Genomic DNA, 22382 nt, shown 5'->3' on the forward strand with positions numbered 1-22382 from the left:
GGCTTTACTTCTCGACGAAGGCGCGCTCGACCACGAAGTCGCCGGGCGTGGTGGTGTTGCCTTCCTTGAAGCCGCGGTGCTCCAGCAGCTCCTTGAGTTCGTTCAGCATGGCGGGGCTGCCGCACAGCATGACGCGGTCGGTCTCGGGGTTGAGCTCGGGCAGGCCGATGTTCTGCGGGAAGGTTCCGGCCGTGATCTGGTTGGAGATGCGGCCCTGGTTGCGGAAGGGCTCGCGCGTCACCGTGGGGTAGTAGATGAGCTTGTCCTTGACGATCTCGCCGAGGAACTCGTGCTCGGGCAGTTCCTTCTCGAACAGCTCCTGGTAGGCCAGCTCGTTGGCATGGCGCACGCCGTGCACCACGACCACCTTCTCGTAGCGCTCGTAGGTCTCGGGGTCGCGCGCCACGGCCAGCCAGGGGGCCAGGCCCGTGCCGGTGCCGATCAGGTACAGGTTCTTGCCGGGCAGCAGGTAGTCGATCAGCAGCGTGCCCGTGGGCTTCTTGCCGACGATGATGGTGTCGCCCACCTTGATGTTCTGCAGGCGCGAGGTCAGCGGGCCGTCGGGCACCTTGATGGACAGGAACTCCAGGTGCTCCTCGTAATTGGGGCTGGCAATGGAGTAGGCGCGCAGCAGGTTCTTGCCGTCGACCTTCAGGCCGATCATCGTGAAATGGCCGTTGGAAAAGCGCAGCGCAGTGTCACGGGTGGTGGTGAAGGAGAAAAGGCGGTCGGTCCAGTGGTGGACGGACAGCACGCGTTCTTCAAGAAAAGCACTCATGTTGGCAATACGGTGAATTCGGGGCGGACAGTGCCCGCCGGGACGTTGCAATGAGAGGTCAGTGCCATGCAGGCACGCGGTGGCGGGAAGCGCAGGGGGCAGGCGCGGTGTGCGCGTTGCCGCTGCTTCGTGGCGGCCGGTGACCGGGGCAAGGTCGCTATTGTCCGGTAAATGGCGTCAAAAGGGGCAGGCGCGAACCTTTGTCTTGATACGGATTAGTGATAAGCAAAATGACGCTGGCCGAGTCCGGCGGGCCATCGCCTATTGCTTTTCGGGCAGGCCAGCGTCGAGTGTCCAGGGCTGTATGGCCTGTGCCAGCCAGTCCATGAGCACGCGCACGCGGCGTGGCAATTGGCGGCGGTGGGCATAGATCAGGTGCAAGGGCATGGGCGGGGGCGGATGGCGGGGCAACACCTCGATCAGCTCCCCGGCATCCAGCAGCGGCTGCACGGCCAGGCGCGGGACCTGGATCAGGCCCAGGCCGGCCTGGCAGGCCGAGAGATAGGCCTCGGCGTTGTTCACGGTGAGCGCGCCCGCCATGGGCAGGCTGAGTGCCTGGCCGTTCTCTTCGTACTCGAAGCCCAGCGGCCGCGCGCCCAGCGTGCGCTGGTAGTGCACCAGCCGGTGTCCGCCCAGGTCGGCCAGCGTGGCCGGCAGGCCGTGGGCCTGCGCATAGCCGGGGCTGGCGCAGGTGACCAGCGCCACCAGGCCCAGCGGGCGGGCGACCAGTCCGGGCTCGTCCACGGGGCCCAGGCGCAGCACGCAGTCGAAGCCTTCGCGCACCAGGTCCACGCGGCGCTCGGTGCAGCTCAGTTCCAGCTCCAGCGCCGGATGGCTTTGCAGCAGTTGCGGCAGCAAGGGCATGACGACGTGGCGCGCCAGGCCCGTGGTCATGTCCAGCCGCACCTTGCCCTGCAGCGGTGCGTCGCCGGCCTGCTGGAACTGGCCCTGGAATTCGTCCACGTCGGCCAGCAGGTCCTGGCAGCGCTCGTAGCAGGCCTGGCCGTCCTGGGTGAGCTGCACGCGCCGCGTGGTCCGGTGCAGCAGCCGCGTGCCCAGCCGCGCCTCCAGTTGCTGCACGGCCTGGGAGACGCTGGCCTTGGGCAGTCCCATGCTGTCGGCCGCACGCGTGAAGCTGGCCATCTCGGCCACGCGGCTGAAGATCTGCATCTGCTCCAGAAGCTTGATTGTTTGCATGGGACGAACAAATAAATCAGAAACAGCCAATTTATCCAGAAAACAGCCTTCAATACAGTCGCCGTCATTGCAACCCACTGCCGAGGTCCGTCATGACAGCGTCTCTTTCGAACACTTCTTCCTCTGCCGCCCGCCGCATCGTCCTCGTCACGGGCGGCAGCCGCGGCCTGGGCCGCAATACGGCCGAGCACCTGGCGCGCCAGGGCCTGGACGTGGTGCTGACCTACCGCGAGCGTGCCGACCAGGCCCAGGCCGCCGTGGCCGCCATCGAGGCGCTGGGCGGGCGGGCCGCCGCCCTGCAGCTGGACGTGGCGCGCAGCGCGGGCTTTGCGGACTTTGCGGCCCGCGTGCGCCGGGCCCTGGCCGAGACCTGGCAGGCCGACCGCCTCGATGCGCTGGTGCACAACGCCGGCATCGGCATCAACGCGCCATTCGCCACCACCACCGAGGCGCAGTTCGACGAGCTGGTCGCCATCCACTTGAAGGCGCCGTTCTTCCTGAGCCAGCACCTGCTGCCCCTGCTGCGCGACGGCGGCAGCATCATCCACCTGTCCAGCGGGCTCACGCGCTTCACCCAGCCCGGTTATGCGGCCTATGCATCCATGAAGGGCGGGGTGGAGGTGCTGACGCGCTACCTGGCGCGCGAGCTGGGGGCGCGCGGCATTCGCGTCAACACGGTGGCGCCGGGGGCGATTGCCACGGATTTTGGCGGTGGCCGTGTGCGCGACGATGCGCAGGTAGGCGCGGCCCTGGCCAGCCAGACGGCGCTGGGCCGCGTGGGCCAGCCCGACGACATCGGCCCCGTGATGGCCGCCCTGCTGCAGCCCGGCATGGGCTGGGTGCAGGGTCAGCGCATCGAGGCCTCGGGCGGCATGTTTCTCTGAAGGCGCCAGGAGGGCCGTCAGCGCAGGCGCTCGCGCGCCACCATGGACAGCAGCACGATGGCGGCTGCTGCGGCGATGTGGCCGAACCAGGCCACCAGCCCCAGCGACCAGGGCTCCACCTGCAGCGCCGCCCACAGCGACAGCGCCAGCAGCACCCAGCCGGCCGCGCGCAGGCGCCGTGTGCGGGCGGGTGGCAGTTCCTTGCCGAACAGGTCGCTCTGGTGGCGGTCCATGGCCAGGGCCAGGCAGGCGAAGGCGCCCAGGGCCGGCAGCTGACAGAACAGATGGGCCATGCTCATGCGCTGGTCTCCGCTGCGGCGGCCGCTGCTGTGGCGGCCACAGCCGTGGCAGCCACTGCCGTGGCGGCTGCTGCAGTGGCGGCTGCCGTAGGCGCGGGCCGGGCGGCGCGCACCGGTTTGGCCTTGGGCTGGTGGCGCTGGGTGCGCAGGGCCAGATGGGCATGCAGTGCGGCCAGGGCCAGCAGCATGAGGTCCATGCCCGCGAATACCCAGTCGCCCGCGCGCAGGCTGGCCAAGAGGCCGCGATCCGTGGTCAGCGCGTTGACCACGGGCAGCAGGGCCAGGGCGGCGGCGCCGGCCCACAGCAACTCGATCCAGGCCCGCTTGGCGGGCCGGCCCATCGCCCAGAACAGGGTGGCCCCCCAGGCGATGAACATGGCGTGCACCTCCCACTCGGCGCGCTGCGCCATCTCCACCGGCAGCAGGCGGTTGGCCCAGAGCATGCCGGCCATGCCGATGGACAGGCCGGCGATGGTGGCGATGTTCAGCCGTTCCACGAGCCGGAAGCCGAAATGCGGCCTTTCCGGGTCGGGCAGCTTGCTGCGCCGCTTCACGTTCCACAGCACCAGTCCCGTTCCCACCATGGCCGTGCCCGCAAGGCTGACGATGAAGTACAGCCAGCGCGTGGGCAGGTCGCCGAAGCGGCCCATGTGCAGCGCATAGAGCACGCCGCGCGTCTCGGCGGCGGCGCCCACGCTGTCCTGTGCCTGCAGCAGCTGGCCGCTGACGCCGTCGAACGTCATGAACTGCGGGCTGATGGAGACGCGGCCGTTGTCGCCGCGCACCACGACCACGCTGGCCTTGGCATCGCCGGGCAGGTTGACGTTCAGGCGCTCCACCTGGCCCGCGCCCCAGCGCTGCTCGGCCTGGCGCACCATGTCGGCCAGCGGTGCCAGGGGCGCGGCCTGCCCCGAGGGCTTGCCAGCCGGAACGAAGGCGCTGAGCTGCTGGCCTGCCACCACGCGCTGCTCGGGCGTCATGGTCGTGGCCAGATTGGCCCAGGGCATGTACATCAGGGCCAGGGTCACCAGGCCGGTGTACGTGATCATCAGGTGGAAGGGCAGGCCCAGCACGGACAGCGCGTTGTGCGCGTCCAGCCAGGAGCGCTGGCCCTTGCCCCAGCGGAAGGTGAAGAAGTCGGCAAAGATCTTCTTGTGCGTGATCACCCCGCTGACGATGGCCACCAGCATGAACATGGCGCACAGCCCCGCCAGATAGCGGCCCCAGAGCACGGGCATGTAGTGGAACTGGAAGTGGAAGCGGTAGAAGAACTCGCCGCCGCGCGTCTCGCGCACCGGGCCTTCGAGGCGCGTGCCGGTGGCCGGGTCGAAGCGGCCGTTCTCGAAGCGGCGCCTGGCGCCCTTTTCGGTCTGCGGCGGGCTCCAGAACACCGTGGCCACCGTGCTGCGCGCATCGGGCAGGTTGATCAGCCATTGCGGGCTTTGCGGCGCCACATGCGCCATGGCGTCGCCGATCCGCTGGGCCACGAGCGCGGGCTCGCTCGCCTGGCTCTGGTGCGGTTGCTCGGGCTGCATCCACTGCGTGATCTCGTTCCTGAAATAGCTCACCGTGCCCGTGAGGAACATGGCGTAGAGGAACCAGCCCAGCAGCAGGCCGACCCAGGTGTGCAGGTCGGACATGGTCTGGCGGATGCCGGGTGCCTTGGCCGCTTTCGCAGGCTTGGCGGGCTTGCCTGCCATGTTCGTGGTGTCCGCGGTGTTCGTGGTGTTCGTGTTCATGCGCCCAGCCCCTTGCCCCAGGTCCACCACGCGGCAGGCGCCAGTACCAGGGCGGCGACCAGCAGGCCGGCCCAGGCGCGCGTGGCGCTGCGCACGGCAAACACCCAGATCACCGCGCCCGCGTAGACGGCAAAGCTCAGCAAGGTGCCCGAGATCGCCGCCTGCGTGCGGTCTGCGGGCAGGGCCACAACGGCCACGCTGGCCAGGGCGGCCACGGCATAGCCGCCGAACAGCGCAGCGAGGATGCGGGAGATCAGCGGCCCGTAGTCACGGAACCAGTCATGGGTGCGGGCAAGAGTGGGAGATGGCATGGCACGGGGCCTGGAAAGGCTCGAAAAACGCCGGCCGGAGGGGGCGGCGGTGGCGCGGATGTTATTTGAGAATAAGTCCCATTACAAGCGGTGCAGTCAAGTGCGCCGCCACATCCAGCGCTGCCGCGCGCCAAGCACCCCGGCACTCAGCTCGCCGGCTGGCGCATGCGGGCATGCAGGTTCTCGAAGATCTGGCGTGTCACGGGGCTGATCACATGGCTGCGGATGTACAGGCGGTAGGCCAGGTCCGGCAGCGGCGGCATGCCGTCGCCCGCGCCCAGCACGCGCAGGCCCGGGTCGAGCTGCTCCACGCCGCGCGCCGTCACGCCCAGGCCCGCGCGCAGCGCTGCGCGTATGCCGACCAGGCTGGTGCAGGTGTGGCGCGGTGTCCAGGCGATGCCTGCCGCATCCAGCGCGTCGCAGCCCAGGCGGCGGAAGATGCTGGGCCCGTCGGCCATGACCAGGGGCACGGGCTTGCCCGGGTCATGGGCATAGCCCGCGCCGCACAGCCAGACCGTGGGTGTGGAGCGCAGGGCAAAGCCCTCGAAGCCCTCATCCTCGCGGTTGGAGATGGCCAGGTCCAGCTCGCCCTGCTTGAGCGACTCCATCAGGAAAGGGCTGCGCCCCACATGGATGTCGATCTGCATGCCCGGAAAGTTCAGCGCGATCTCCTGCAGCACGGGCGGCAGCATGTTGTCGGCCGCGTCGTGGGGTGCGCCAATGCGCACCAGGCCCTGCACCTGGCGGTGCTGCAGGTTGCGCAGCGCCTCGTCGTGGATGGCCAGCATGTGGCGCGCATAGCCCAGCAGGCGCTGGCCGTGGTCGGTGAGGCGTTTTTGCCGGCCCTGCTTCTCGAACAGCGCGTGGCCGATCTTCTCCTCCAGCCGCTGCATCTGCTGGGTGATGGCCGATTGCGTGCGGCCCATCTGCACGGCGGCGGCGGCAAAGCTGTCGTGGCTGGCAATGGCGGCCAGGGTGCGCAGCAGGTCCAGGTCAAGCGTCTCCATACTTCAATTTTATTGAAGTATTTGTTGAGGGTGCGTGGATTGTTGCGGGCCGGACGCCTCACTACAGTGGGCTTCAACGACGACAAGGAGTCCCCTTTGAACACCACCACCACCATCACCGAACAGCGCAGCGCCGCCGTGACAGCGGCCATCGACCACATGAAGCAGGCCATTGGCGAAGGCGCTGCCACGCGCGCCAGCCTGGACGCCGTGCTCCAGCAGCTGCTGGGCCTGGCCGCGCGCCGAGACTTCTGGCAGCAGGCCGACTACGCCGCGCCCGAAGAGGGCGAGCACCAGGCGCGCTACCTGATCGCCGAGGACGCCGACCAGAGCTATGCGCTGTACCTCAACGTCATGCGCCCGGGCAAGCGCATCGTGCCGCACAACCACACGACCTGGGCCTGCATTGCCGCCGTGGAAGGCACGGAGCACAACCGCGTCTACGAGCGCACCGACGACGGCTCCGTCCCCGGCAAGGCCACGCTGCGCGAGACGGATCTCGTGGTGGTGGCGCCAGGCCAGGGCATCGCCCTCATGCCCGAGGACATCCACTCCGTGGAGATCCAGGGCGAGCAGGTCATCCGCCACCTGCACATGTACGGCCGCGCGCTGGAGACGCTCAACGAGCGCACCAGCTACGACCTGGCCGTCGGCACCTGCCAGACCATGGCCATCGGCGTGCAGACGCGCCGCTGAGCCCCGGCCTTCCGGCCGCTACCTCCCGCTTCCTGCCTTTTCCCTGTCCATGCCGCAGCGCGCCCCACGGGGCGCGCGTGGCAGGGCTTTGCCCGAAATTCCTTGCCGATCTTTTTCCCGGACCGCATGCAATGACCGCATCCATTGACGCCCACACCCTCAAATCCTGGCTGCACGACGGCCAGGAGATCGCGCTGCTCGACGTGCGCGAGCACGGCCAGTACGGCGAGTCGCACCTGTTCTACGCCACGCCCCTGCCCTACAGCCGGCTGGAGCTGGATGTGCCCCGCCTGGTGCCGCGCAGGCAGGTGCGCGTCGTCACCTACGACGGTGGCGAGGGCGATGCCAGCGCGGGCGTGGCCGGGCGTGCCGCGCGCCGCCTCGAAGACCTGGGCTATACCCAGGTCGCCGTGCTCGAAGGCGGTGCCAAGGCCTGGAGCGCTGCGGGCTACACGCTGTTCGCCGGCGTGAACCTGCCCTCCAAGACCTTTGGCGAACTGGCCGAACACGCCTACGGCACGCCGCGCATCACGGCCCAGCAGCTGGCGGCGCGCCAGGCGGCGGGCCTGCCCCTGGTGGTGCTGGACGGCCGGCCCGTCTCCGAGTTCCACAAGATGAACATCCCCGGCGCCATCTGCTGCCCCAATGGCGAGCTGGCGCTGCGCGTGAGCCGCCTGGTGCCCGATGCGGCCACGCCCATCGTGGTCAATTGCGCGGGCCGCACGCGCTCCATCATCGGCGCGCAGACCTTGATCAACCTGGGCATTCCCAACCCCGTCTACGCGCTGGAAAACGGCACCCAGGGCTGGTACCTGGCCGACCTGCCGCTGGAGCACGGCGGCACGCAGCGCTATGGCGACGACTCGGCCAGCAGCGCGCTGCAAGCACAGGCCCGCGCCCTGGCCGAACGCTTCGACGTGCCCGAGGTCGATGCCGACACCGTGCGCGCCTGGAGCCAGGATGCTGCGCGCACGCTGTTCCTGTGCGATGTGCGCACGCCCGAGGAATTCAAGGCCGGTTCACTGCCCGGCGCCCAGCACACGCCCGGCGGCCAGCTCATGCAGGCCGGCGACCAGTACGTGGGCGTGCGCGGTGCGCGCCTGGTGCTGTTCGACAGCGATGGCGTGCGCGCCCCCGTGGTGGCCAGCTGGCTGCGCCAGCTCGGCCATGACGCCTGCGTGCTGCGGGGCGGCCTGCAAAGCGGCCTGGACCTCGCACCGGCCCAGCCGTCCCAGCTCCCCGCACTGGCAGGCATCACGGCGCAGGCCCTGCACGAGCGCATGCGCCAGGGCGAGGTGGCCGTGGTCGATCTGCGCGCGGGCATGAAGTACCGCGCAGGCCACATCGCCGGGGCCCGCTGGTCCATCCGCCCGTGCTTGGCCAGCGATCTGGCCGGCGAGACGCGCCAGATCGTGCTGGTGGCCGACGAGCCCGGCATGGCGCAATGGGCCGCGCTGGAGCTGCAGGGCGCCGCGCCGCTGCTGCTCGAAGGCGGCCTGGCCGCATGGCAGCAGGCCGGCCTGCCCGTCGAGGCCACGCCCGACAGCCCCACCGACGCCGAATGCATCGACTACCTGTTCTTCGTGCACGACCGCCACGACGGCAACAAGGAAGCGGCACGCCGCTACCTGGCCTGGGAGACGGGCCTGGTGCCGCAGCTCGATGCCCAGGAACTGGCCGCCTTCCGCCTGCCGAGTGCATGAAGCTCCCCCTGAGCGGCTTCGCCGCTTCCCCCTCTCTCGCTGCGCGGGAGGGGGACGGCACCCTCGCTGCGGGGGCGGCGCGGCCGGCGTAGGCCCTTGCTTGGTGCCCCTGGCCAAAGTCACGTCAGTTGCAAAGGCAGCGCCATATATCGCTGACTTGCCGTAGAGCGACATAAATCAGATCACATAACGACAGGAGACAAGACATGTTCGCAATCCCCACCCTGGCCAGGATGCTGGCCGCCAGCCTCGCGGCCCTGGCCATGCTCTCGCAGGCCACGGCCGAGCCGCTGGCTGCACGCAACGGCTATCCGGCCCAGCCGATCCGCTTCATCTCGCCCTTCCCGCCGGGCGGCGGCAACGACGCCAGCACGCGCTGGGTCACCACGCGCCTGACCGAGGCCACGGGCCAGCCCTCCGTGGTGGAAAACCGGGGCGGCGCGGGCGGCAACATCGGCGCCAAGGCCGTGGCCGAGGCCAAGCCCGATGGCTACACCGTGCTCACGGGCCAGGTCTCGCTGATGGCGGTGAACCCCGCGCTCTACAGCGCGCCGGGCTTCGATCCGCTCAAGAACTTCGTGCCCATCACGCAGATCAACGCGGCGCCGCTGGCCATCGTGGTCGCCTCGGCCTCGCCCCTCAAGAGCTTTGCCGACCTGGTGGCGCGCAGCAAGGGCGAGCCGGGCCGCGTCACCTATGCCACGCCCGGCAACGGCACGCTGTCGCACCTGGTGGGCGTGGTGCTGTCCAAGGAAAACGGCGTGCCCATGACCCATGTGCCCTACAAGGGCGCGGGGCCGGCCATCAACGATCTGCTGGGCCAGCAGGTCGATGTGCTGATCACCTCCACCTCGTCCGTGGCCGGCATGATCCAGGCGGGCCAGGTGCGTGCGCTGGCCGTCACCAGCCCGCGCCGCATCGGCGTGTTCGGCAAGGTGCCCACGCTGGAGGAACTGGGCCTGCGCAATGCGCGCTTCGAGGACTGGTACGGCTTCTTCGCTCCCGCCGGCACGCCGCCCGAGCGCGTGGCTTTCTTGCACGACGCCATCGTGCGCACCCTGCAACTGCCGGAAGTGACCAAGCTGGTCGTCGATGGCGGCAGCGAAGTCGTGGCCAGCACGCCCGAAGCCTTTGCCGCCCAGCTGCGCCAGGACATGGAGCGCTGGTCGCGCGTGGTCAAGCTCTCGGGCGCGAAGATCGACTGATGGCTGCCGAACACGCCCCCGTGCCTGGATCATCGGCCTCTGGCGCCCCCGCGCTGGACCTGCAGACCCGGCTGCTGCATGCGGGCAAGCGCCCGGCCTATGCGGGCGGCACGGCCGTCAACCCGCCCCTGGTGCGCGCCAGCACCGTGCTGTTCGAGAGCACGGCACAGCAGCGCGAGATGCGCGAGCGCCGCGCCGGCGAGCGCATCTTCAGCTACGGCGCGCGCGGCACACCCACCGGCTTTGCGCTGGAAGATGCCGTCAGCGAGCTGGAAGGCGCCCACCGCACGCGGCTGCTGCCTACCGGCCTGGCGGCCATCGGCATGGCCCTGCTCAGCTACCTGCGCCCCGGCGACCATGTGCTGCTGACCGACAGCGCCTACCAGCCTGTGCGCCACCTGGCCGGCCAATGGCTGCGGCCCTACGGCATCGAGTACGACTTCTTCGCGGCCGATGGCAGCGACGCCCAGGCGCGCATGCGCCCCAACACCCGCATGGTCTATGCCGAATGCCCGGGATCGCTGGTCTACGAAATGTGCGACCTGCCCGCGCTGGCGGCCATGGCCCATGCGCGCGGCGCTCTGGTCGTGGCCGACAACACCTGGGGATCGGGCTGCCAGTACCGGCCGCTGGCGCTGGGGGCCGATGTCTCGGTGATGGCAGCCACCAAGTACCTGTCAGGCCACTCCGACGTGATGATGGGCACCGTGGCCACCACCGAGGCCGCCTGGGAGCCGCTGGCCGCGCGCTGCGATGCCTTCGGCATGGCGGTCAGCCCCGACGATGCCTGGCTGGTGCTGCGCGGCATGCGCTCGCTGGCCGCACGGCTGCAGATGCACGAGGCGCATGCGCTGGAGGTGGCGCACTGGCTGCAGCAGCACCCGGCCGTGGCCACCGTGTTCTGCCCCGCGCTGCCCACGCACCCCGGCCATGCGCTGTGGCTGCGCGACTGCCAGGGCACCAACGGCCTGGTGTCGCTGGAGCTGCAGCCCGGCACCGCCGAGGCCGCCGTGGACCGCTTCATCGACGGCCTGCGCCTCTTCGGCATCGGCGCCTCCTGGGGCGGCTACGAGAGCCTGGCGACGGCCGCGCACATGGCGCAGGCGCGCAGCGTCACCGACTGGAGTGCGCGCGGGCCCGTGGTGCGCCTGCACATCGGTCTGGAGTCGCCGCGCGACCTCATCGCCGATCTGGAGCAGGGGCTGGCGGCACTTTAGTGGATAACACGCTCTAGCGGCCTGCCTGAGCGCTCGCCAGCTCGCCGGCCAGCGTCTGCACCAGCGCAGCGGCCGGCATCTCGCGCGCCAGCGGCGCACCCTGGCCGGCCCAGTGGGCTGCGTAGTCGGAGCTGCCCTGCGCCGAGGCCGCCTGGTGCAGCGCCTTGCCTGCGTCGTAGACGCGCGGATAGTCGGGCAGGGGCTGGCCATGGCTGGCGCCCAGCGCATGCAGCCGGTTGACCATGCCGCGCGCCGGCCGGCCCGAGATGGCGGCGGTGATGCCTGTGTGGTGGGCGCGTTCGCTGCGCAGCTCGGCACGGTAGGCCGGGCTGGCGGACGATTCAGGGCAGAGGATGAAGGCCGTGCCCAGCTGCGCCGCGCAGGCGCCCAGGCCCAGCGCGGCCGCGATGCCTTCGCCATCCATGATGCCACCGGCCGCGATCACCGGCAGGGCCGTGTTGCGCGCCAGCACGCGCACCAGGGCGAAGGTGCCCATCATGCGGTCCTGCGCGGGATCGAACGTGCCGCGGTGCCCCCCGGCCTCCACGCCCTGGGCCACGATGGCATCGACACCGGCCTGCTCCACCTGGCGCGCCTCGTCCAGCGACGTGGCGCTGGCCAGGGTCACGACGCCGGCCGCGCGCAGCGCGTCGATGAAGCCCTGCTCAGGCAGCCCGAAATGAAAGCTCACCACGGCGGGCCGCTCCTGCAGCAGCATGGCCTGCAGCGCCGCGTTGCCGACGGCGGTGGCGTAGATCTCGTTGAGCGTGGCAGGCGGCGCGGCGCCAAAGCGCGCGAACTCGGGCGCCAGATGGGCCAGCCAGGCGGCCTCGCGCTGCGCATCGGCCCGGGCCGGCCGGTGGCAGAACAGGTTGACGTTGAAGGCGCCCGATGTCAGCGCGCGCGCCTGCACGATCTGCTGGCGCGCCTGCTCCGTGCCGCTGGCGCCAATGCCCAGCGAGCCCAGGCCGCCCGCATCGGTGACGGCGGCCGCCAGCGCGGGCGTGGACGTTCCGGCCATGGGGGCCTGGATGATGGGATGGCGCATGCCCAGGCGGGCCATCCACGCGGTCTTTGCGGTGCTCATACGACTCCTTGTTTCCTGTCTCGAATCCGCGCACTCATGCGGCGGCCTGGCGGCGCGCGCTGGCGCGGCTGGCGGCGATCATGAGCGTGCCCAGCAGCAGCGACACGCTGCCGATGACGAACAGGCGCTGGTACGAGCCCAGGCCCGCATAGCTCCAGGCCATGAAATACCCCGACACGGCCTGCATCAGCGCAAAGGCCGCCGTGGCATAGCCCCACATGCGCTTGTGCTGCACGGGGCCGATCAGCTGCATCAGGTAGCCCGAGGTGATGGCCGCCATGCCCGGCGACAGCGCGCCCACCAGAAAGGACGAGGTCGCATGCCCCGCAAATCCCACCCAGAACAGTGGCATGGCAATGGCCAGGGTCTTGACCGCATAGGCGCCCGTGGTCGTGCCCCACCAGCCAAAGCGCGTGGCGCACAGCGAGGCCACCAGCGGCCCGGCAATGGCGCCCAGGCCGAACACGGCCCACTGCGTGGAGGCGTAGGCATCGCCCAACTGCAGCTCGCGCGCCAGGTAGTCCACCCAGAACACCGTGTGCGGCACAAAGCCGAAGGCATCCGTCATATAGGCCAGCATCACCAGCACCACGGGCAGCGTCCACAGGGGCGCGGCGGGCACGGGCCGGGCATGGGGCGTGATGGCGATGGGCGCAGGCACCGGCAGCCGCCGCACATGGCGCCAGCCCAGCCAGCCGGCCCAGGCGCAGACCGCCGCCAGCGCCCACCAGACGGCGCCCAGGCTCTGGCGCGCCAGCAGCGGTATCAGCGTGGCCGACAGCAGGGCGCCGGCACCTATGCCGCAGAACATCAGCGGCCCCAGGGCCGCACGCCGCTGCAGGGGGGTGGCCGCCAGGGCCACGGAGGGGCCCAGCACCATCAGGATGGCGCCGCCAATGCCCGAGATGCAGCGCCAGGCAAAGAACCAGGGCATGGGCAGAGGCCAGGCACAGGCCGCAAAGCTCAGCGCCAGGGCCACCCAGCACCACAGCAGCACGCGCAGCGCGCCCAGGCGTTCGGCCAGCGGCGCGGCGGCCAGCGCCCCGATCAGATAGCCCAGCAGGTTGGCCGCGCCCAGATAGGCCACCTGCTCGCCGCTGAACCAGCCGGCATGCACCATCTGCGGCATCAGCGCCGTGTAGGCAAAGCGCGCCAGGCCGACGCCGCTGAGCGTGGCCATGAAGCCGGTCAGCAGCAGGGAAGTTTCGTTGCGTTGGATCACGGGAGTGGGCGCCATGCGGGGAGGATGGGCATACCTTAAGCCGCCGGATTCATCATGTCCAATGATTCAAAATGATGGCGTCGATCTCGATTGAAGATGAATGCCACTGGAGCCGCGATGCAACTGAAGTCCCTGCGCATGTTCCTGGCCGTCTGCGACAGCGGCAGCTTCGGCGCCGCCGCGCAGCAACTGCACACCGTGCAGTCCAACGTGACGGCCCATGTGAAAAAGCTAGAGGACGAGGCTGGCGTGCAGTTGCTGGAGCGCAGCGCGCCCGTGCACGCCACGCCTGCCGGCCGCCTGCTGGAGCAATACGCGCGGCGCATGCTGGCCGACCACGACGAAGCGCTGGCGCTGCTGCAGGGCAGCGCCCGGGCCGCAGGCGCGCTGCGCATAGGCTCCATGGAAACCACGGCCGCGCTGCGCCTGCCGCCGCTGCTGGCGCGCCTGCACCAGGCCCGGCCCGGCCTGGACCTGGAGCTGCGCACGGCCACCACGGCCGAGCTGCTGGCCGATCTGCTTGCCGGGCGGCTGGACTGCGCATTCGTCTCGGGCATGCCGCCCCAGTCCCGCCTGCAGGGCTGGCGCGTCTTCGAGGAGGAGCTGGTGCTGGTCACCGCCTTCGCGCTGCCGCGCTTTCCCGATGCCGCCCAGCTCAGCGCCGTGCCCTTCCTGGCCTTCCGCCAGGGCTGCAGCTACCGCCAGCGCATCGAACTGCTGCTGGCCACGCGCGGCGTGGCCGCACGCATCATGGAAATGGGATCGCTGGACGCCATCCTCGGCTGCGTGGCCGCCGGCATGGGCTACGGCCTGCTGCCGCGCAGCGTGGTCCAGGCCCAGCAGCACCGCTTCGGCGTGCACATCACGGCCCTGCCCGGCACACTCGCCCAGGAAGTCGCCCGCGTGGAAACCTGGTTCGTCGTGCCCGCGCGCCAGGGCTGGTCGCCTGCGCTGCATGCGTGCGTGGAGGTGTTGGGGATCGACCAGGAGGTTGCGGCTGTCGATGCGCAAGGCCTGGTGCATGCCGGCTCATGACGGCAACCGCAACACCCTCCGATACTGCATGGCCTCCGCCACATGCCCCGTCTCCACTGCCGCGCTGCCGGCCAAGTCGGCAATGGTGCGCGCCACCTTGAGCGCGCGGTGGGTGCTGCGGGCCGACCAGCCCAGGCGTGCGGCGGCCTTGTGGGCGAAGGCCAGGGCCTCGGGCGACAGGCCCAGGTGGTCGTCCAGGGCCTGGCCCTGGAGCTGGTGGTTGGCACTGCCCTGGCGCTGCAGGGCCAGCGCGCGGGCCTGGACCACGCGCTCGCGCACGGTGTCGCTGGCCTCGCCAGAGCGCGCGGCCAGCAGCTCCTGCGGGGGCAGGGCACCGACTTCCACATGCAGGTCGATGCGATCCAGCAGCGGGCCGCTGATGCGCGCCTGGTAGCGCGCCACCTTGTCGGGCGTGCAGCGGCAGCGCTGCACCGTCGATCCCCAATGGCCGCAGGGGCAGGGATTCATGGCCGCGACGAGCTGGAAGCGCGCGGGGAATTCGCAGCGCTGGGCGGCTCTGGCGATGGTGATCTGGCCGGTCTCCAGCGGCTCGCGCAGCGCCTCCAGCGCGCTGCGTGCGAACTCGGGGAATTCGTCCAGAAACAGTACTCCGTGATGGGACTGCGAGATCTCGCCAGGGCGCGGTGGCGAGCCTCCTCCGACCAGGGCCACGGCGCTGGCCGTGTGATGCGGACTGGCCGTGGGGCGCTGGCGCCAGCGCTCGGGCGTGAAGCGGCCGGCCAGGCTGGCGATGGCGGCGGCTTCCAGCGCCTCGTCGTCGCTCATGGGCGGCAGCAGGTCGGCAAAGCGCTGGGCCAGCATGGACTTGCCCGAACCCGGCGGCCCCACCAGCAGCAGGCCGTGGCCTCCGGCCGCCGCAATCTCCAGCGCGCGCCGCGCCTGTGCCTGGCCACGCACCTCGGCCAGGTCCAGGCTGCTGCGCACGGCGACGGCGGGCTGCGGCTGCACCGCATGCCAGCCCGGGCCGGAGCATGTCTGGGTGTCGCCTGCTGCCGGCAAGGCGTCGGTTTCGTCGGTCTCTTCGGTGTCCTCGCTTTCGTCGCTGCAGCAGGCATCGTCCGTGTCCTGCTCCGCCTGCACCAGGGCATTGGCCGAGCGTGTGATGAAGCGGCGCACCACGTCCAGCAGGTGGTGCGCGCAGAACACCTGGGCCGACGGCACGAAGGCCGCCTCCTGCGCGCTGCCCGGCGGCAGCACCAGGCGGGCGCCGTCCTGCTGGCGGTGCAGGGCCAGGGCCGTGGCCAGCGCGCCGCGCACGGGCCGCAGCGCGCCCGACAGCGACAGCTCGCCCGCGAATTCGTAGTCGGCCAGCGCATCGCCATTGATCTGGCCGCTGGCCGCGAGAATGCCCAGCGCAATGGGCAGGTCGAAGCGCCCCGAATCCTTGGGCAGGTCGGCGGGCGCCAGGTTGACGATGATGCGTTTGTTGCTCGGGAACTCCAGCCCGGAGTTCAGCAGCGCCGAGCGCACGCGTTCACGCGCTTCCTTGACCTCGACATCGGCCAGACCCACCAGCGTGAACGACGGCAGGCCGTTGGCCAGATGCACTTCCACGGTGACACGCGGGGCGGCCAGCCCCAGCAGCGCACGACTTTGAACCAGGGCCAGACCCATGGGCACCTCGCAGGAACGACAGAGACAAAGCCACACAAAGGAAGAAGCCGCCAGCGGTGCGGCGGCCTCGGTGACCCAGTATGGCAACGGCCTTGGGCCTTGTGGGCGGCGGGCGCGGCGCTGAACCCAAATCTCAGAATGTTCTGACCCTTGCAGCGCAAAAATCAGAACAGCTTCACCAGCGCCGGAACGCTCAGCACGGCCGTGTAGTAGCCCATGAACTGCACGCCGGTGTTGAAGCCGAAGCCGCGCGACAGCAGGCCGCCGAGCAGGCCCGGCAACGGCCATTCCCCTGCGCCATGCGCCATGCGAGATTGCAGGCCGAAACGCGTGCGGTGCTGGCTCAACCCGCCTGAGCCAGCCCCCGGGCCTGCGCACGCAGCAGCGCGATAAAGCGCTGCTGCTCCTGCGTGGGCGCGTCATCGGTGCGGGTGAGGATGCCGAAGGGCGCCATGGGCACGTCGATGCAGACCGGCAGCGCCCTGACCAGGCCCATGCGCAGATAGTCCTTGAGCGCGGATTCGGACAGCAGCATCACGGCATCGGTCAGCTGCACCAGTTGCTGCATGGAGTACACCGAGCTGCATTCGATGATGTCGGCCGGCGCGGGCAGCTCCAGGCGCTGCAGCAGCTGGTCGAGCGCGATGCGCGCAGGGCTGGTGGCCGGCTGCAGGATCCAGGGCCAGTCGCGCACCAGTTCCTCCCAGTCGAGCTTGCGCCGGCGCGCCAGCGCATGGCCGCTGCGCACGACGAGCAGCAGCCGCTCGTTGCCCAGTTCCTCGAAGCCGTAGCCGCTGCTGTCTGCCGTGGGGCTGCGCCGTGCAATGGCCAGGTCGATGCGCCGCTGGTCCAGCAGGCGCAGGATCTGGTCGCTGGTGTCGCCCATGATGCGCAGGCGCAACTGCGGGCTTTGCGCCTTCATGCGGGCCACGGCAGTCATCACCAGGTCGGGTGCTGCGCCCATGATGGTGCCGATGGACAGGTAGCCGTAGCCGCCCTGGCGGCGCGCGGCCAGGTCCTCGGCGCAGCGGTCCAGGCTGTTGAGCGAGGCCTCGGCAAAGCGCACCAGCTGCGCGCCCAGGGCTGTGGGCCGCATGCCGCGCGGCAGGCGCTCGAAGAGCTGGCAGCCGAACATGTCCTCGATCTCGCGCAGCATGCGCGTGGCCGCAGGCTGGGACATGGCCAGGCTCAGCGATGCGCGGTGCAGGTTCAGGCTCGATCCCAGCGCCACCAGCATGTGCAGGTGCTTGTAGCGCAGACGGTTGAGCAGGCTGCGGTGCAGCACGGGCGGGGCGGATTCGGGCGTGTTCGCAGGCATAAGCGCAAGGTATCGGATGTGACCGAAATTCGATTTGTTGAGCATCGATCATGCGCCGTACATTGGCCCTGCGACAAGAAAAAACAGACCCAATCCAGGAGACAAGACATGCACAGCCCATCGCCTGTTTCATGACGCGCCGACGCGGCCGGCACCAACGCCGCGGCTGCGCTCGCACCTTCACCAAAGCACGCCTTCAGCGCTCCGGACGACCGGGCGTGACGGCCTCTCATTGCCTGCAAGGAAAGTCATGAAAAAACTCCCCGCTCCCCTGCTCGCCAGGATCTCCTGGCGCCTGCTGCCCTTTTTGCTGCTCATGTACATCATGGCCTTCCTGGACCGGGCCAACGTGGGCTTTGCCAAGGTGGCCTTCCAGGCCGATACCGGCATCAGCGATGCGGCCTTCGCCTTTGGCGCGGGCGTGTTCTTCGCGGGCTATGCGCTGCTGGAGGTGCCCAGCAACCTGATCATGCACCGCGTGGGCGCCCGCATGTGGATGTGCCGGATCATGGTCACCTGGGGCCTGGTGTCGGCGGCCATGATGTTCGCCCACGACCAGACCACGTTCTATGTGCTGCGCTTTTTGCTGGGCGTGGCCGAGGCGGGGTTCTTCCCCGGCGTCATCCTGTACCTGACCTACTGGTTCCCGGCAGCGCACCGCGCGCAGGCCATGGGCTTTTTCTACTTCGGCGCGCCGCTGGCCTTCATCTTCGGCAGCCCGCTGTCGGGCCTGCTGCTGGAGCTGGACGGCATCGGCGGCTGGCACGGCTGGCAGTGGCTGTTCGCGGTGGAGGGGCTGATGGCCGTGGCCGTGGGCATCTGGGCGTATTTCCACCTGGACAACCGCCCCGCCGACGCCACCTGGCTCGGCCGCGAGGACAAGGCGCTGCTGCAGGACATCCTCGACAGCGAAGAGCGCGCCAAGGGCGGCCACGGCCACAGCCTGCTGGCCGCGCTGTGCCAGCCGCGCGTGCTCTACCTGGCGCTGATCTACCTGCTGATCCAGGCCAGCGTCTATGGCGTGGTGTTCTACCTGCCCAGCCAGGTGGCGGGCCTGCTGGGCACCAAGGTGGGCCTGCTGGTGGGCGTGGTCTCGGCCATTCCCTGGCTGTGCGCGCTGCTGGCCGCCTGGTGGATTCCGGGCCATGCCGAGCGGACAGGCCAGCCGCGCGGCATCGCCAGCCTGACGCTGGTGATGGCTGCCGTGGGCATGGCTGCATCGGTGAGTTTCTCCAGCCCCCTGCTGGGTGTGGCCGCGCTGTGCCTGGCGGCGGCCGGCTTCATCGCCGTGCAGCCCGTGTTCTGGACCTTTCCCGCCAACACGCTGGCCGGCGCTGCGGCCGCTGGCGGCATCGCCTTCATCAACTCCCTCGGCGCCGTGGGGGGCTTCATCGCCCCCATCGTCAAGAACTGGGCCGAGGGCTTCTTCCACTCCCCGGCGGCCGGCCTGTACCTGCTGGCCGGCACCACGCTGCTGGCTGCGGCCCTGGTGCTGGGCGTGCGCGCACGCCTGGCGCCGGCCCTGGCCGCACCGTCGGCCGCCTGAACCACTTGCACACGGAGCACAACCATCCCATGACACAGATCCCCACCATCAAGCAGGTGCGCGCCTTCACGCTCAAGGGCGGCGGCGCCGACTACCACGACCAGTCCGACGGCCACTGGATCGACGACCACATCGCCACGCCCATGGCCAAGTACCCCGAGTACCGGCAAAGCCGCCGCAGCTTCGGCATCAACGTGCTGGGCACGCTGGTGGTGGAGATCGAGGACAGCGCCGGACGCGTGGGCTTTGCCGTGACCACGGGCGGCGAGCCTGCGGCCTACATCGTCGAAAAGCACCTGGCGCGTTTCCTCGAAGGCGCCCGGGTGACTGACATCGAGCGCATCTGGGACCAGATGTACCTGTCCACGCTGTACTACGGCCGCAAGGGCATCGTCATCAACACCATCTCCGGCGTGGACCTGGCGCTGTGGGACCTGCTGGGCAAGGTGCGCGGCGAGCCCGTGCACCAGCTGCTGGGCGGCGCCGTGCGTGACGAGCTGCAGTTCTACGCCACGGGCGCGCGGCCCGACCTGGCACAGAAGATGGGCTTCATCGGCGGCAAGATGCCGCTGCACCACGGCCCGGCCGAAGGGGAGGAAGGGCTGCGCCGCAACCTGCAGGAGCTGGCCACCATGCGCGAGCGCGTGGGCCCGGACTTCTGGCTCATGCTGGACTGCTGGATGAGCCTGGACGTGAACTACGCCACGCGCCTGGCCCAGGGTGCGAAGGCCCATGGCCTCAAGTGGATCGAGGAGGCCCTGCCGCCCGACGATTACTGGGGCTACGCGGCCCTGCGCAAGAACGTGCCCACGGGCATGCTGGTGACCACGGGCGAGCACGAGGCCACGCGCTGGGGCTTTCGCCAGCTGCTGGAGATGGGCTGCTGCGACATCATCCAGCCCGACGTGGGCTGGTGCGGCGGCATCACCGAGCTGCTCAAGATCTCGGCCCTGGCCGATGCCCACCAGGCCCTGGTCATCCCGCATGGCTCCAGCGTCTACAGCTACCACTTCGTGGCCACGCGCCACAACAGCCCGTTTGCCGAGTTCCTGATGATGGCCCCCAAGGCCGACGAGGTCGTGCCCATGTTCCATCCGCAGCTGCTGGGCGAGCCCGTGCCCGTCAAAGGCCGCATGCGCCTGTCGGCGCTGGACAGGCCTGGCTTCGGCGTGGAGCTCAATCCCGAGTGCGCCCTGCACCGCCCGTACACGCACTGAAGGAGCCCGCCATGCAACTGCCTGCCAACCCCTTCAAGGCCGCGCTGCGGCGCGCCGAGCCGCTGTACGGCATCTGGGCCGGCCTTGCCACGCCCTATGCGGCCGAGATCATCGCCACCACGGGCTATGACTGGATGCTGGTCGATGGCGAGCATGCCCCCAACACCGTGCCCACGCTGCTGGGCCAGCTGCAGGCCGTGGCGCCCTATGCCACGCACCCGGTGGTGCGCGCCGTGCAGGGCGACACCGTGCTCATCAAGCAACTGCTGGACGTGGGCGTGCAGACGCTGATGGTGCCCATGGTGGAGACGGCCGAACAGGCGCGCGAACTGGTGCGCGCCATGCGCTACCCGCCCCGCGGCGTGCGCGGCGTGGGCGGCGGCCTGACGCGGGCCACGCGCTGGGATGCCGTGCCCGACTACATCCGCACGGCGCATGAGCAGCTGTGCCTGATCGTGCAGATCGAATCGCCCCGGGGCGTGGGCAATGCGGCCGAGATTGCGGCCGTCGATGGCGTGGACGCCGTCTTCATCGGCCCCGCCGACCTGTCCACGGGCATGGGCCATGCAGGCGATGCCGGCCAGGGCGAGGTGCAGGACGCCATACGCCGCACCGTCCAGGCCACGCTGGCTGCCGGCAAGGCCTGCGGCATCCTCGCGCCGCGCGAGGAGGATGCGCGCCGCTATGCGGACTGGGGCTGCCGCTTCATCGCCGTGGGCATAGACATCAGCCTGCTGCGCCAGGCCGCGCTGGCCAACCTGGGGCGCTATCGCGCCACGCAAGCCACGGACCAGGCGGCCCCCCCTGCATCCCGCACCTACTGAACCCAAGGAGAACTCCATGGCATCCCTTCCCGTGCTGCGCAATTTCATCGCCGGCAGCTTCACCGACAGCGCCGAACTGCATGAGGTGACCAACCCCGCCACGGGCGCGGTGCTGGCGCGCGCGCCCCTGTCCAGCCAGGCCGATGTGGACCGCGCCATCGCTGCCGCGCGTGGCGCCCACAAGGCCTGGGCGCGCCGCCCGGCCGTGGAGCGCGCGCAGTACCTGCGCCGCGTGGCGGCCCGCATCCGCGACAACGCCGCGCGCATTGCGCGCACCATCACCGAGGAGCAGGGCAAGGTCCTGGGCCTGGCCGAGGTGGAGGTGAACTTCACCGCCGACTACCTTGACTACATGGCCGAATGGGCGCGCCGCATCGAGGGCGAGGTCATCACCAGCGACCGGGCCAACGAGCAGATCTTTTTGCTGCGCAAGCCGCTGGGCGTGGTCGCGGGCATCCTGCCCTGGAACTTCCCCTTCTTCCTGATCGCCCGCAAGATGGCGCCGGCCCTGCTCACGGGCAACACCATCGTCATCAAGCCCAGCGAGGAAACGCCCATCAACTGCCACGCCTTCACCGAGCTGCTGGCCCAGTGCGAGCTGCCGGCCGGCGTGTTCAACGTGGTCTATGGCCAGGGCGGCACGGGCGCTGCGCTGGCCGGCCATGCGGGCGTGGACATGGTCAGCTTCACGGGCAGCGTGGCCACGGGCGAGCGCATCGCCGCAGCCTCCGCGCCCCACATCACCAAGCTCAACCTGGAGCTGGGCGGCAAGGCCCCGGCCATCGTGCTGGCCGATGCCGACCTGGACCTGGCCGTGCGCGCCATCCGCGACTCGCGCATCATCAACACCGGGCAGGTCTGCAACTGCGCCGAACGCGTCTACGTGCAGCGCCAGGTGGCCGAGGAGTTCACGGCCCGCCTCGCCCAGGCCATGGCCGCCACGCGATACGGCGACCCGATTGCGCGGCCCGACGTGGAAATGGGCCCACTGATCAACCAAAAGGGCCTGGACAGCGTGCAGGCCAAGGTGCGCCAGGCCATCGCCGACGGCGCGCAACTGGTCACGGGCGGGCAGGCCGCAGACCTGGGCGCGGGCTTTCACTTCCAGCCCACGGTGCTGGCCGGCTGCCATGCCGGCATGGAGATCATGCGCAAGGAAATCTTCGGCCCCGTGCTGCCCATCCAGGTGGTGGAGGACCTGGACGAGGCCATCGCCCTGGCCAACGACTGCGAATACGGGCTGACCTCGTCGCTGTACACGCGCGATTTGTCCAAGGCCATGCAGGCCATGCGCGAGATCGACTTCGGCGAGACCTACATCAACCGCGAGAACTTCGAGGCCATGCAGGGCTTCCATGCGGGCGTGCGCAAGTCCGGCGTGGGCGGGGCCGATGGCAAGCACGGCCTGTACGAGTACACGCACACGCATGTGGTGTACCTGCAGGGGTGAGCCAACGGCTCG

The 22382-nt window shown here is 69.9% G+C and carries 21 protein-coding genes; 10 read left to right on the forward strand and 11 right to left on the reverse strand.

The genetic code is table 11. From position 1 onward, the window contains the following. Nucleotides 1-4 precede the first annotated feature (4 nt). Both ACF8NF_RS15430 and ACF8NF_RS15435 read right to left on the reverse strand, forming a co-directional pair. Nucleotides 5-778, reverse strand: a complete 774-nt coding sequence (locus tag ACF8NF_RS15430; protein ID WP_016448667.1) for a ferredoxin--NADP reductase — start codon at nt 776-778, stop codon at nt 5-7. A gap of 261 nt (nt 779-1039) precedes the next feature. Next, nucleotides 1040-1975: a LysR family transcriptional regulator gene (locus tag ACF8NF_RS15435; protein WP_392450807.1), complete on the reverse strand. Its 936-nt coding sequence runs from the start codon at nt 1973-1975 to the stop codon at nt 1040-1042. Nucleotides 1976-2067: 92 nt separating this feature from the next. Here ACF8NF_RS15435 and ACF8NF_RS15440 point away from each other — a divergent pair, with 92 nt between their 5' ends. Further along, a complete protein-coding gene (locus ACF8NF_RS15440; protein ID WP_392450808.1) occupies nt 2068-2859 on the forward strand; it encodes an SDR family NAD(P)-dependent oxidoreductase in 792 nt (263 codons plus the stop codon). Nucleotides 2860-2876: 17 nt separating this feature from the next. Here the strand turns inward: ACF8NF_RS15440 and ACF8NF_RS15445 are convergent, their stop codons facing one another. From ACF8NF_RS15445 to ACF8NF_RS15460, 4 genes are all read right to left on the reverse strand, one after another. Further along, a complete protein-coding gene (locus tag ACF8NF_RS15445) occupies nt 2877-3158 on the reverse strand; it encodes a DUF3325 domain-containing protein (protein ID WP_392450809.1) in 282 nt (93 codons plus the stop codon). Further along, on the reverse strand, nt 3155-4897 hold the full coding sequence (locus ACF8NF_RS15450; protein ID WP_392450810.1) for a PepSY-associated TM helix domain-containing protein: 1743 nt from the start codon (nt 4895-4897) through the stop codon (nt 3155-3157). Before ACF8NF_RS15450 ends, ACF8NF_RS15445 begins: the two co-directional genes overlap by 4 nt. Further along, complete coding sequence (locus ACF8NF_RS15455) at nt 4894-5208, reverse strand: DUF3649 domain-containing protein (RefSeq protein ID WP_017405291.1); 315 nt, start codon at nt 5206-5208, stop codon at nt 4894-4896. The genes ACF8NF_RS15450 and ACF8NF_RS15455 overlap by 4 nt, the downstream gene beginning before the upstream one ends. A gap of 146 nt (nt 5209-5354) precedes the next feature. Then, complete coding sequence (locus ACF8NF_RS15460) at nt 5355-6215, reverse strand: LysR substrate-binding domain-containing protein (protein ID WP_392450811.1); 861 nt, start codon at nt 6213-6215, stop codon at nt 5355-5357. Between the two features lie 159 nt (nt 6216-6374). Between ACF8NF_RS15460 and ACF8NF_RS15465 the strand changes: the two genes are divergently transcribed. From ACF8NF_RS15465 to metC, 4 genes are all read left to right on the forward strand, one after another. Then, nucleotides 6375-6911: a cysteine dioxygenase family protein gene (locus ACF8NF_RS15465; protein ID WP_252652248.1), complete on the forward strand. Its 537-nt coding sequence runs from the start codon at nt 6375-6377 to the stop codon at nt 6909-6911. 131 nt (nt 6912-7042) lie between these two features. Then, the gene (locus tag ACF8NF_RS15470; protein ID WP_392450812.1) at nt 7043-8614 is read left to right on the forward strand and encodes a rhodanese-like domain-containing protein; all 1572 of its coding nucleotides are present in this window, start codon (nt 7043-7045) and stop codon (nt 8612-8614) included. Nucleotides 8615-8820: 206 nt separating this feature from the next. Further along, nucleotides 8821-9819 carry a tripartite tricarboxylate transporter substrate binding protein gene (locus ACF8NF_RS15475; RefSeq protein WP_333906685.1) on the forward strand — a complete coding sequence of 333 codons (999 nt, stop codon included), beginning with the start codon at nt 8821-8823 and terminating at the stop codon, nt 9817-9819. Next, on the forward strand, nt 9819-11036 hold the full coding sequence (gene metC, locus ACF8NF_RS15480) for a cystathionine beta-lyase (RefSeq protein WP_392407097.1): 1218 nt from the start codon (nt 9819-9821) through the stop codon (nt 11034-11036). Before ACF8NF_RS15475 ends, metC begins: the two co-directional genes overlap by 1 nt. 13 nt (nt 11037-11049) lie before the next feature. Here metC and ACF8NF_RS15485 read toward each other — a convergent pair whose 3' ends face one another. Both ACF8NF_RS15485 and ACF8NF_RS15490 read right to left on the reverse strand, forming a co-directional pair. Then, nucleotides 11050-12123 carry a nitronate monooxygenase gene (locus tag ACF8NF_RS15485; protein ID WP_313283996.1) on the reverse strand — a complete coding sequence of 358 codons (1074 nt, stop codon included), beginning with the start codon at nt 12121-12123 and terminating at the stop codon, nt 11050-11052. A 34-nt stretch (nt 12124-12157) separates the two neighbouring features. Further along, nucleotides 12158-13360: a YbfB/YjiJ family MFS transporter gene (locus tag ACF8NF_RS15490; protein ID WP_016448656.1), complete on the reverse strand. Its 1203-nt coding sequence runs from the start codon at nt 13358-13360 to the stop codon at nt 12158-12160. A gap of 102 nt (nt 13361-13462) precedes the next feature. Here ACF8NF_RS15490 and ACF8NF_RS15495 point away from each other — a divergent pair, with 102 nt between their 5' ends. After that, nucleotides 13463-14380 (forward strand): LysR family transcriptional regulator, encoded by a 918-nt coding sequence (locus ACF8NF_RS15495; RefSeq protein ID WP_280048142.1) that lies wholly within the window; start codon nt 13463-13465, stop codon nt 14378-14380. On the opposite strand, the gene ACF8NF_RS15500 is transcribed toward ACF8NF_RS15495, so the two are convergent. The 3 genes from ACF8NF_RS15500 to ACF8NF_RS15510 all read right to left on the reverse strand — a co-directional run bounded on the left by ACF8NF_RS15500 (nt 14375) and on the right by ACF8NF_RS15510 (nt 17378). Further along, the gene (locus tag ACF8NF_RS15500) at nt 14375-16015 is read right to left on the reverse strand and encodes a YifB family Mg chelatase-like AAA ATPase (protein WP_392450813.1); all 1641 of its coding nucleotides are present in this window, start codon (nt 16013-16015) and stop codon (nt 14375-14377) included. The genes ACF8NF_RS15495 and ACF8NF_RS15500 overlap by 6 nt on opposite strands. 164 nt (nt 16016-16179) lie before the next feature. Then, nucleotides 16180-16362: a hypothetical protein gene (locus ACF8NF_RS15505; RefSeq protein ID WP_212645669.1), complete on the reverse strand. Its 183-nt coding sequence runs from the start codon at nt 16360-16362 to the stop codon at nt 16180-16182. Continuing rightward, nucleotides 16359-17378: a LysR family transcriptional regulator gene (locus ACF8NF_RS15510; protein ID WP_392450814.1), complete on the reverse strand. Its 1020-nt coding sequence runs from the start codon at nt 17376-17378 to the stop codon at nt 16359-16361. The genes ACF8NF_RS15505 and ACF8NF_RS15510 overlap by 4 nt, the downstream gene beginning before the upstream one ends. A gap of 205 nt (nt 17379-17583) precedes the next feature. On the opposite strand from ACF8NF_RS15510, the gene ACF8NF_RS15515 reads away from it, so the two are divergent. The 4 genes from ACF8NF_RS15515 to aldA are packed head-to-tail and all read left to right on the forward strand — an operon-like array spanning nt 17584 to nt 22370. Beyond that, a complete protein-coding gene (locus ACF8NF_RS15515; RefSeq protein ID WP_016448611.1) occupies nt 17584-18879 on the forward strand; it encodes an MFS transporter in 1296 nt (431 codons plus the stop codon). 29 nt (nt 18880-18908) lie between these two features. Continuing rightward, entirely contained in the window at nt 18909-20096 is a 1188-nt protein-coding gene (rhmD, locus tag ACF8NF_RS15520) for an L-rhamnonate dehydratase (protein ID WP_392450815.1), read from the forward strand. Nucleotides 20097-20107: 11 nt separating this feature from the next. Further along, nucleotides 20108-20920, forward strand: coding sequence for an aldolase/citrate lyase family protein (locus ACF8NF_RS15525; RefSeq protein WP_392450816.1), 813 nt, complete (start codon nt 20108-20110; stop codon nt 20918-20920). Between the two features lie 16 nt (nt 20921-20936). Beyond that, a complete protein-coding gene (gene aldA, locus ACF8NF_RS15530; RefSeq protein WP_392450817.1) occupies nt 20937-22370 on the forward strand; it encodes an aldehyde dehydrogenase in 1434 nt (477 codons plus the stop codon). The last annotated feature ends 12 nt before the right edge of the window (nt 22371-22382 follow it).

The sequence above is a fragment of the Delftia sp. WSY_22 genome (genome assembly GCF_043104185.1).
Classification (GTDB): Bacteria; Pseudomonadota; Gammaproteobacteria; order Burkholderiales; family Burkholderiaceae_C; genus Comamonas; species Comamonas tsuruhatensis.

Coding starts and splice junctions, on each gene's coding strand:
- ACF8NF_RS15430 (WP_016448667.1), bottom strand. CDS start 778: ATGAGTGCTTTTCTTGAAGAACGCGTGCTGTCCGTCCACCACTGGACC.
- ACF8NF_RS15435 (WP_392450807.1), bottom strand. CDS start 1,975: ATGCAAACAATCAAGCTTCTGGAGCAGATGCAGATCTTCAGCCGCGTG.
- ACF8NF_RS15440 (WP_392450808.1), top strand. CDS start 2,068: ATGACAGCGTCTCTTTCGAACACTTCTTCCTCTGCCGCCCGCCGCATC.
- ACF8NF_RS15445 (WP_392450809.1), bottom strand. CDS start 3,158: ATGAGCATGGCCCATCTGTTCTGTCAGCTGCCGGCCCTGGGCGCCTTC.
- ACF8NF_RS15450 (WP_392450810.1), bottom strand. CDS start 4,897: ATGAACACGAACACCACGAACACCGCGGACACCACGAACATGGCAGGC.
- ACF8NF_RS15455 (WP_017405291.1), bottom strand. CDS start 5,208: ATGCCATCTCCCACTCTTGCCCGCACCCATGACTGGTTCCGTGACTAC.
- ACF8NF_RS15460 (WP_392450811.1), bottom strand. CDS start 6,215: ATGGAGACGCTTGACCTGGACCTGCTGCGCACCCTGGCCGCCATTGCC.
- ACF8NF_RS15465 (WP_252652248.1), top strand. CDS start 6,375: ATGAAGCAGGCCATTGGCGAAGGCGCTGCCACGCGCGCCAGCCTGGAC.
- ACF8NF_RS15470 (WP_392450812.1), top strand. CDS start 7,043: ATGACCGCATCCATTGACGCCCACACCCTCAAATCCTGGCTGCACGAC.
- ACF8NF_RS15475 (WP_333906685.1), top strand. CDS start 8,821: ATGTTCGCAATCCCCACCCTGGCCAGGATGCTGGCCGCCAGCCTCGCG.
- metC (WP_392407097.1), top strand. CDS start 9,819: ATGGCTGCCGAACACGCCCCCGTGCCTGGATCATCGGCCTCTGGCGCC.
- ACF8NF_RS15485 (WP_313283996.1), bottom strand. CDS start 12,123: ATGAGCACCGCAAAGACCGCGTGGATGGCCCGCCTGGGCATGCGCCAT.
- ACF8NF_RS15490 (WP_016448656.1), bottom strand. CDS start 13,360: ATGGCGCCCACTCCCGTGATCCAACGCAACGAAACTTCCCTGCTGCTG.
- ACF8NF_RS15495 (WP_280048142.1), top strand. CDS start 13,463: ATGCAACTGAAGTCCCTGCGCATGTTCCTGGCCGTCTGCGACAGCGGC.
- ACF8NF_RS15500 (WP_392450813.1), bottom strand. CDS start 16,015: ATGGGTCTGGCCCTGGTTCAAAGTCGTGCGCTGCTGGGGCTGGCCGCC.
- ACF8NF_RS15510 (WP_392450814.1), bottom strand. CDS start 17,378: ATGCTCAACAAATCGAATTTCGGTCACATCCGATACCTTGCGCTTATG.
- ACF8NF_RS15515 (WP_016448611.1), top strand. CDS start 17,584: ATGAAAAAACTCCCCGCTCCCCTGCTCGCCAGGATCTCCTGGCGCCTG.
- rhmD (WP_392450815.1), top strand. CDS start 18,909: ATGACACAGATCCCCACCATCAAGCAGGTGCGCGCCTTCACGCTCAAG.
- ACF8NF_RS15525 (WP_392450816.1), top strand. CDS start 20,108: ATGCAACTGCCTGCCAACCCCTTCAAGGCCGCGCTGCGGCGCGCCGAG.
- aldA (WP_392450817.1), top strand. CDS start 20,937: ATGGCATCCCTTCCCGTGCTGCGCAATTTCATCGCCGGCAGCTTCACC.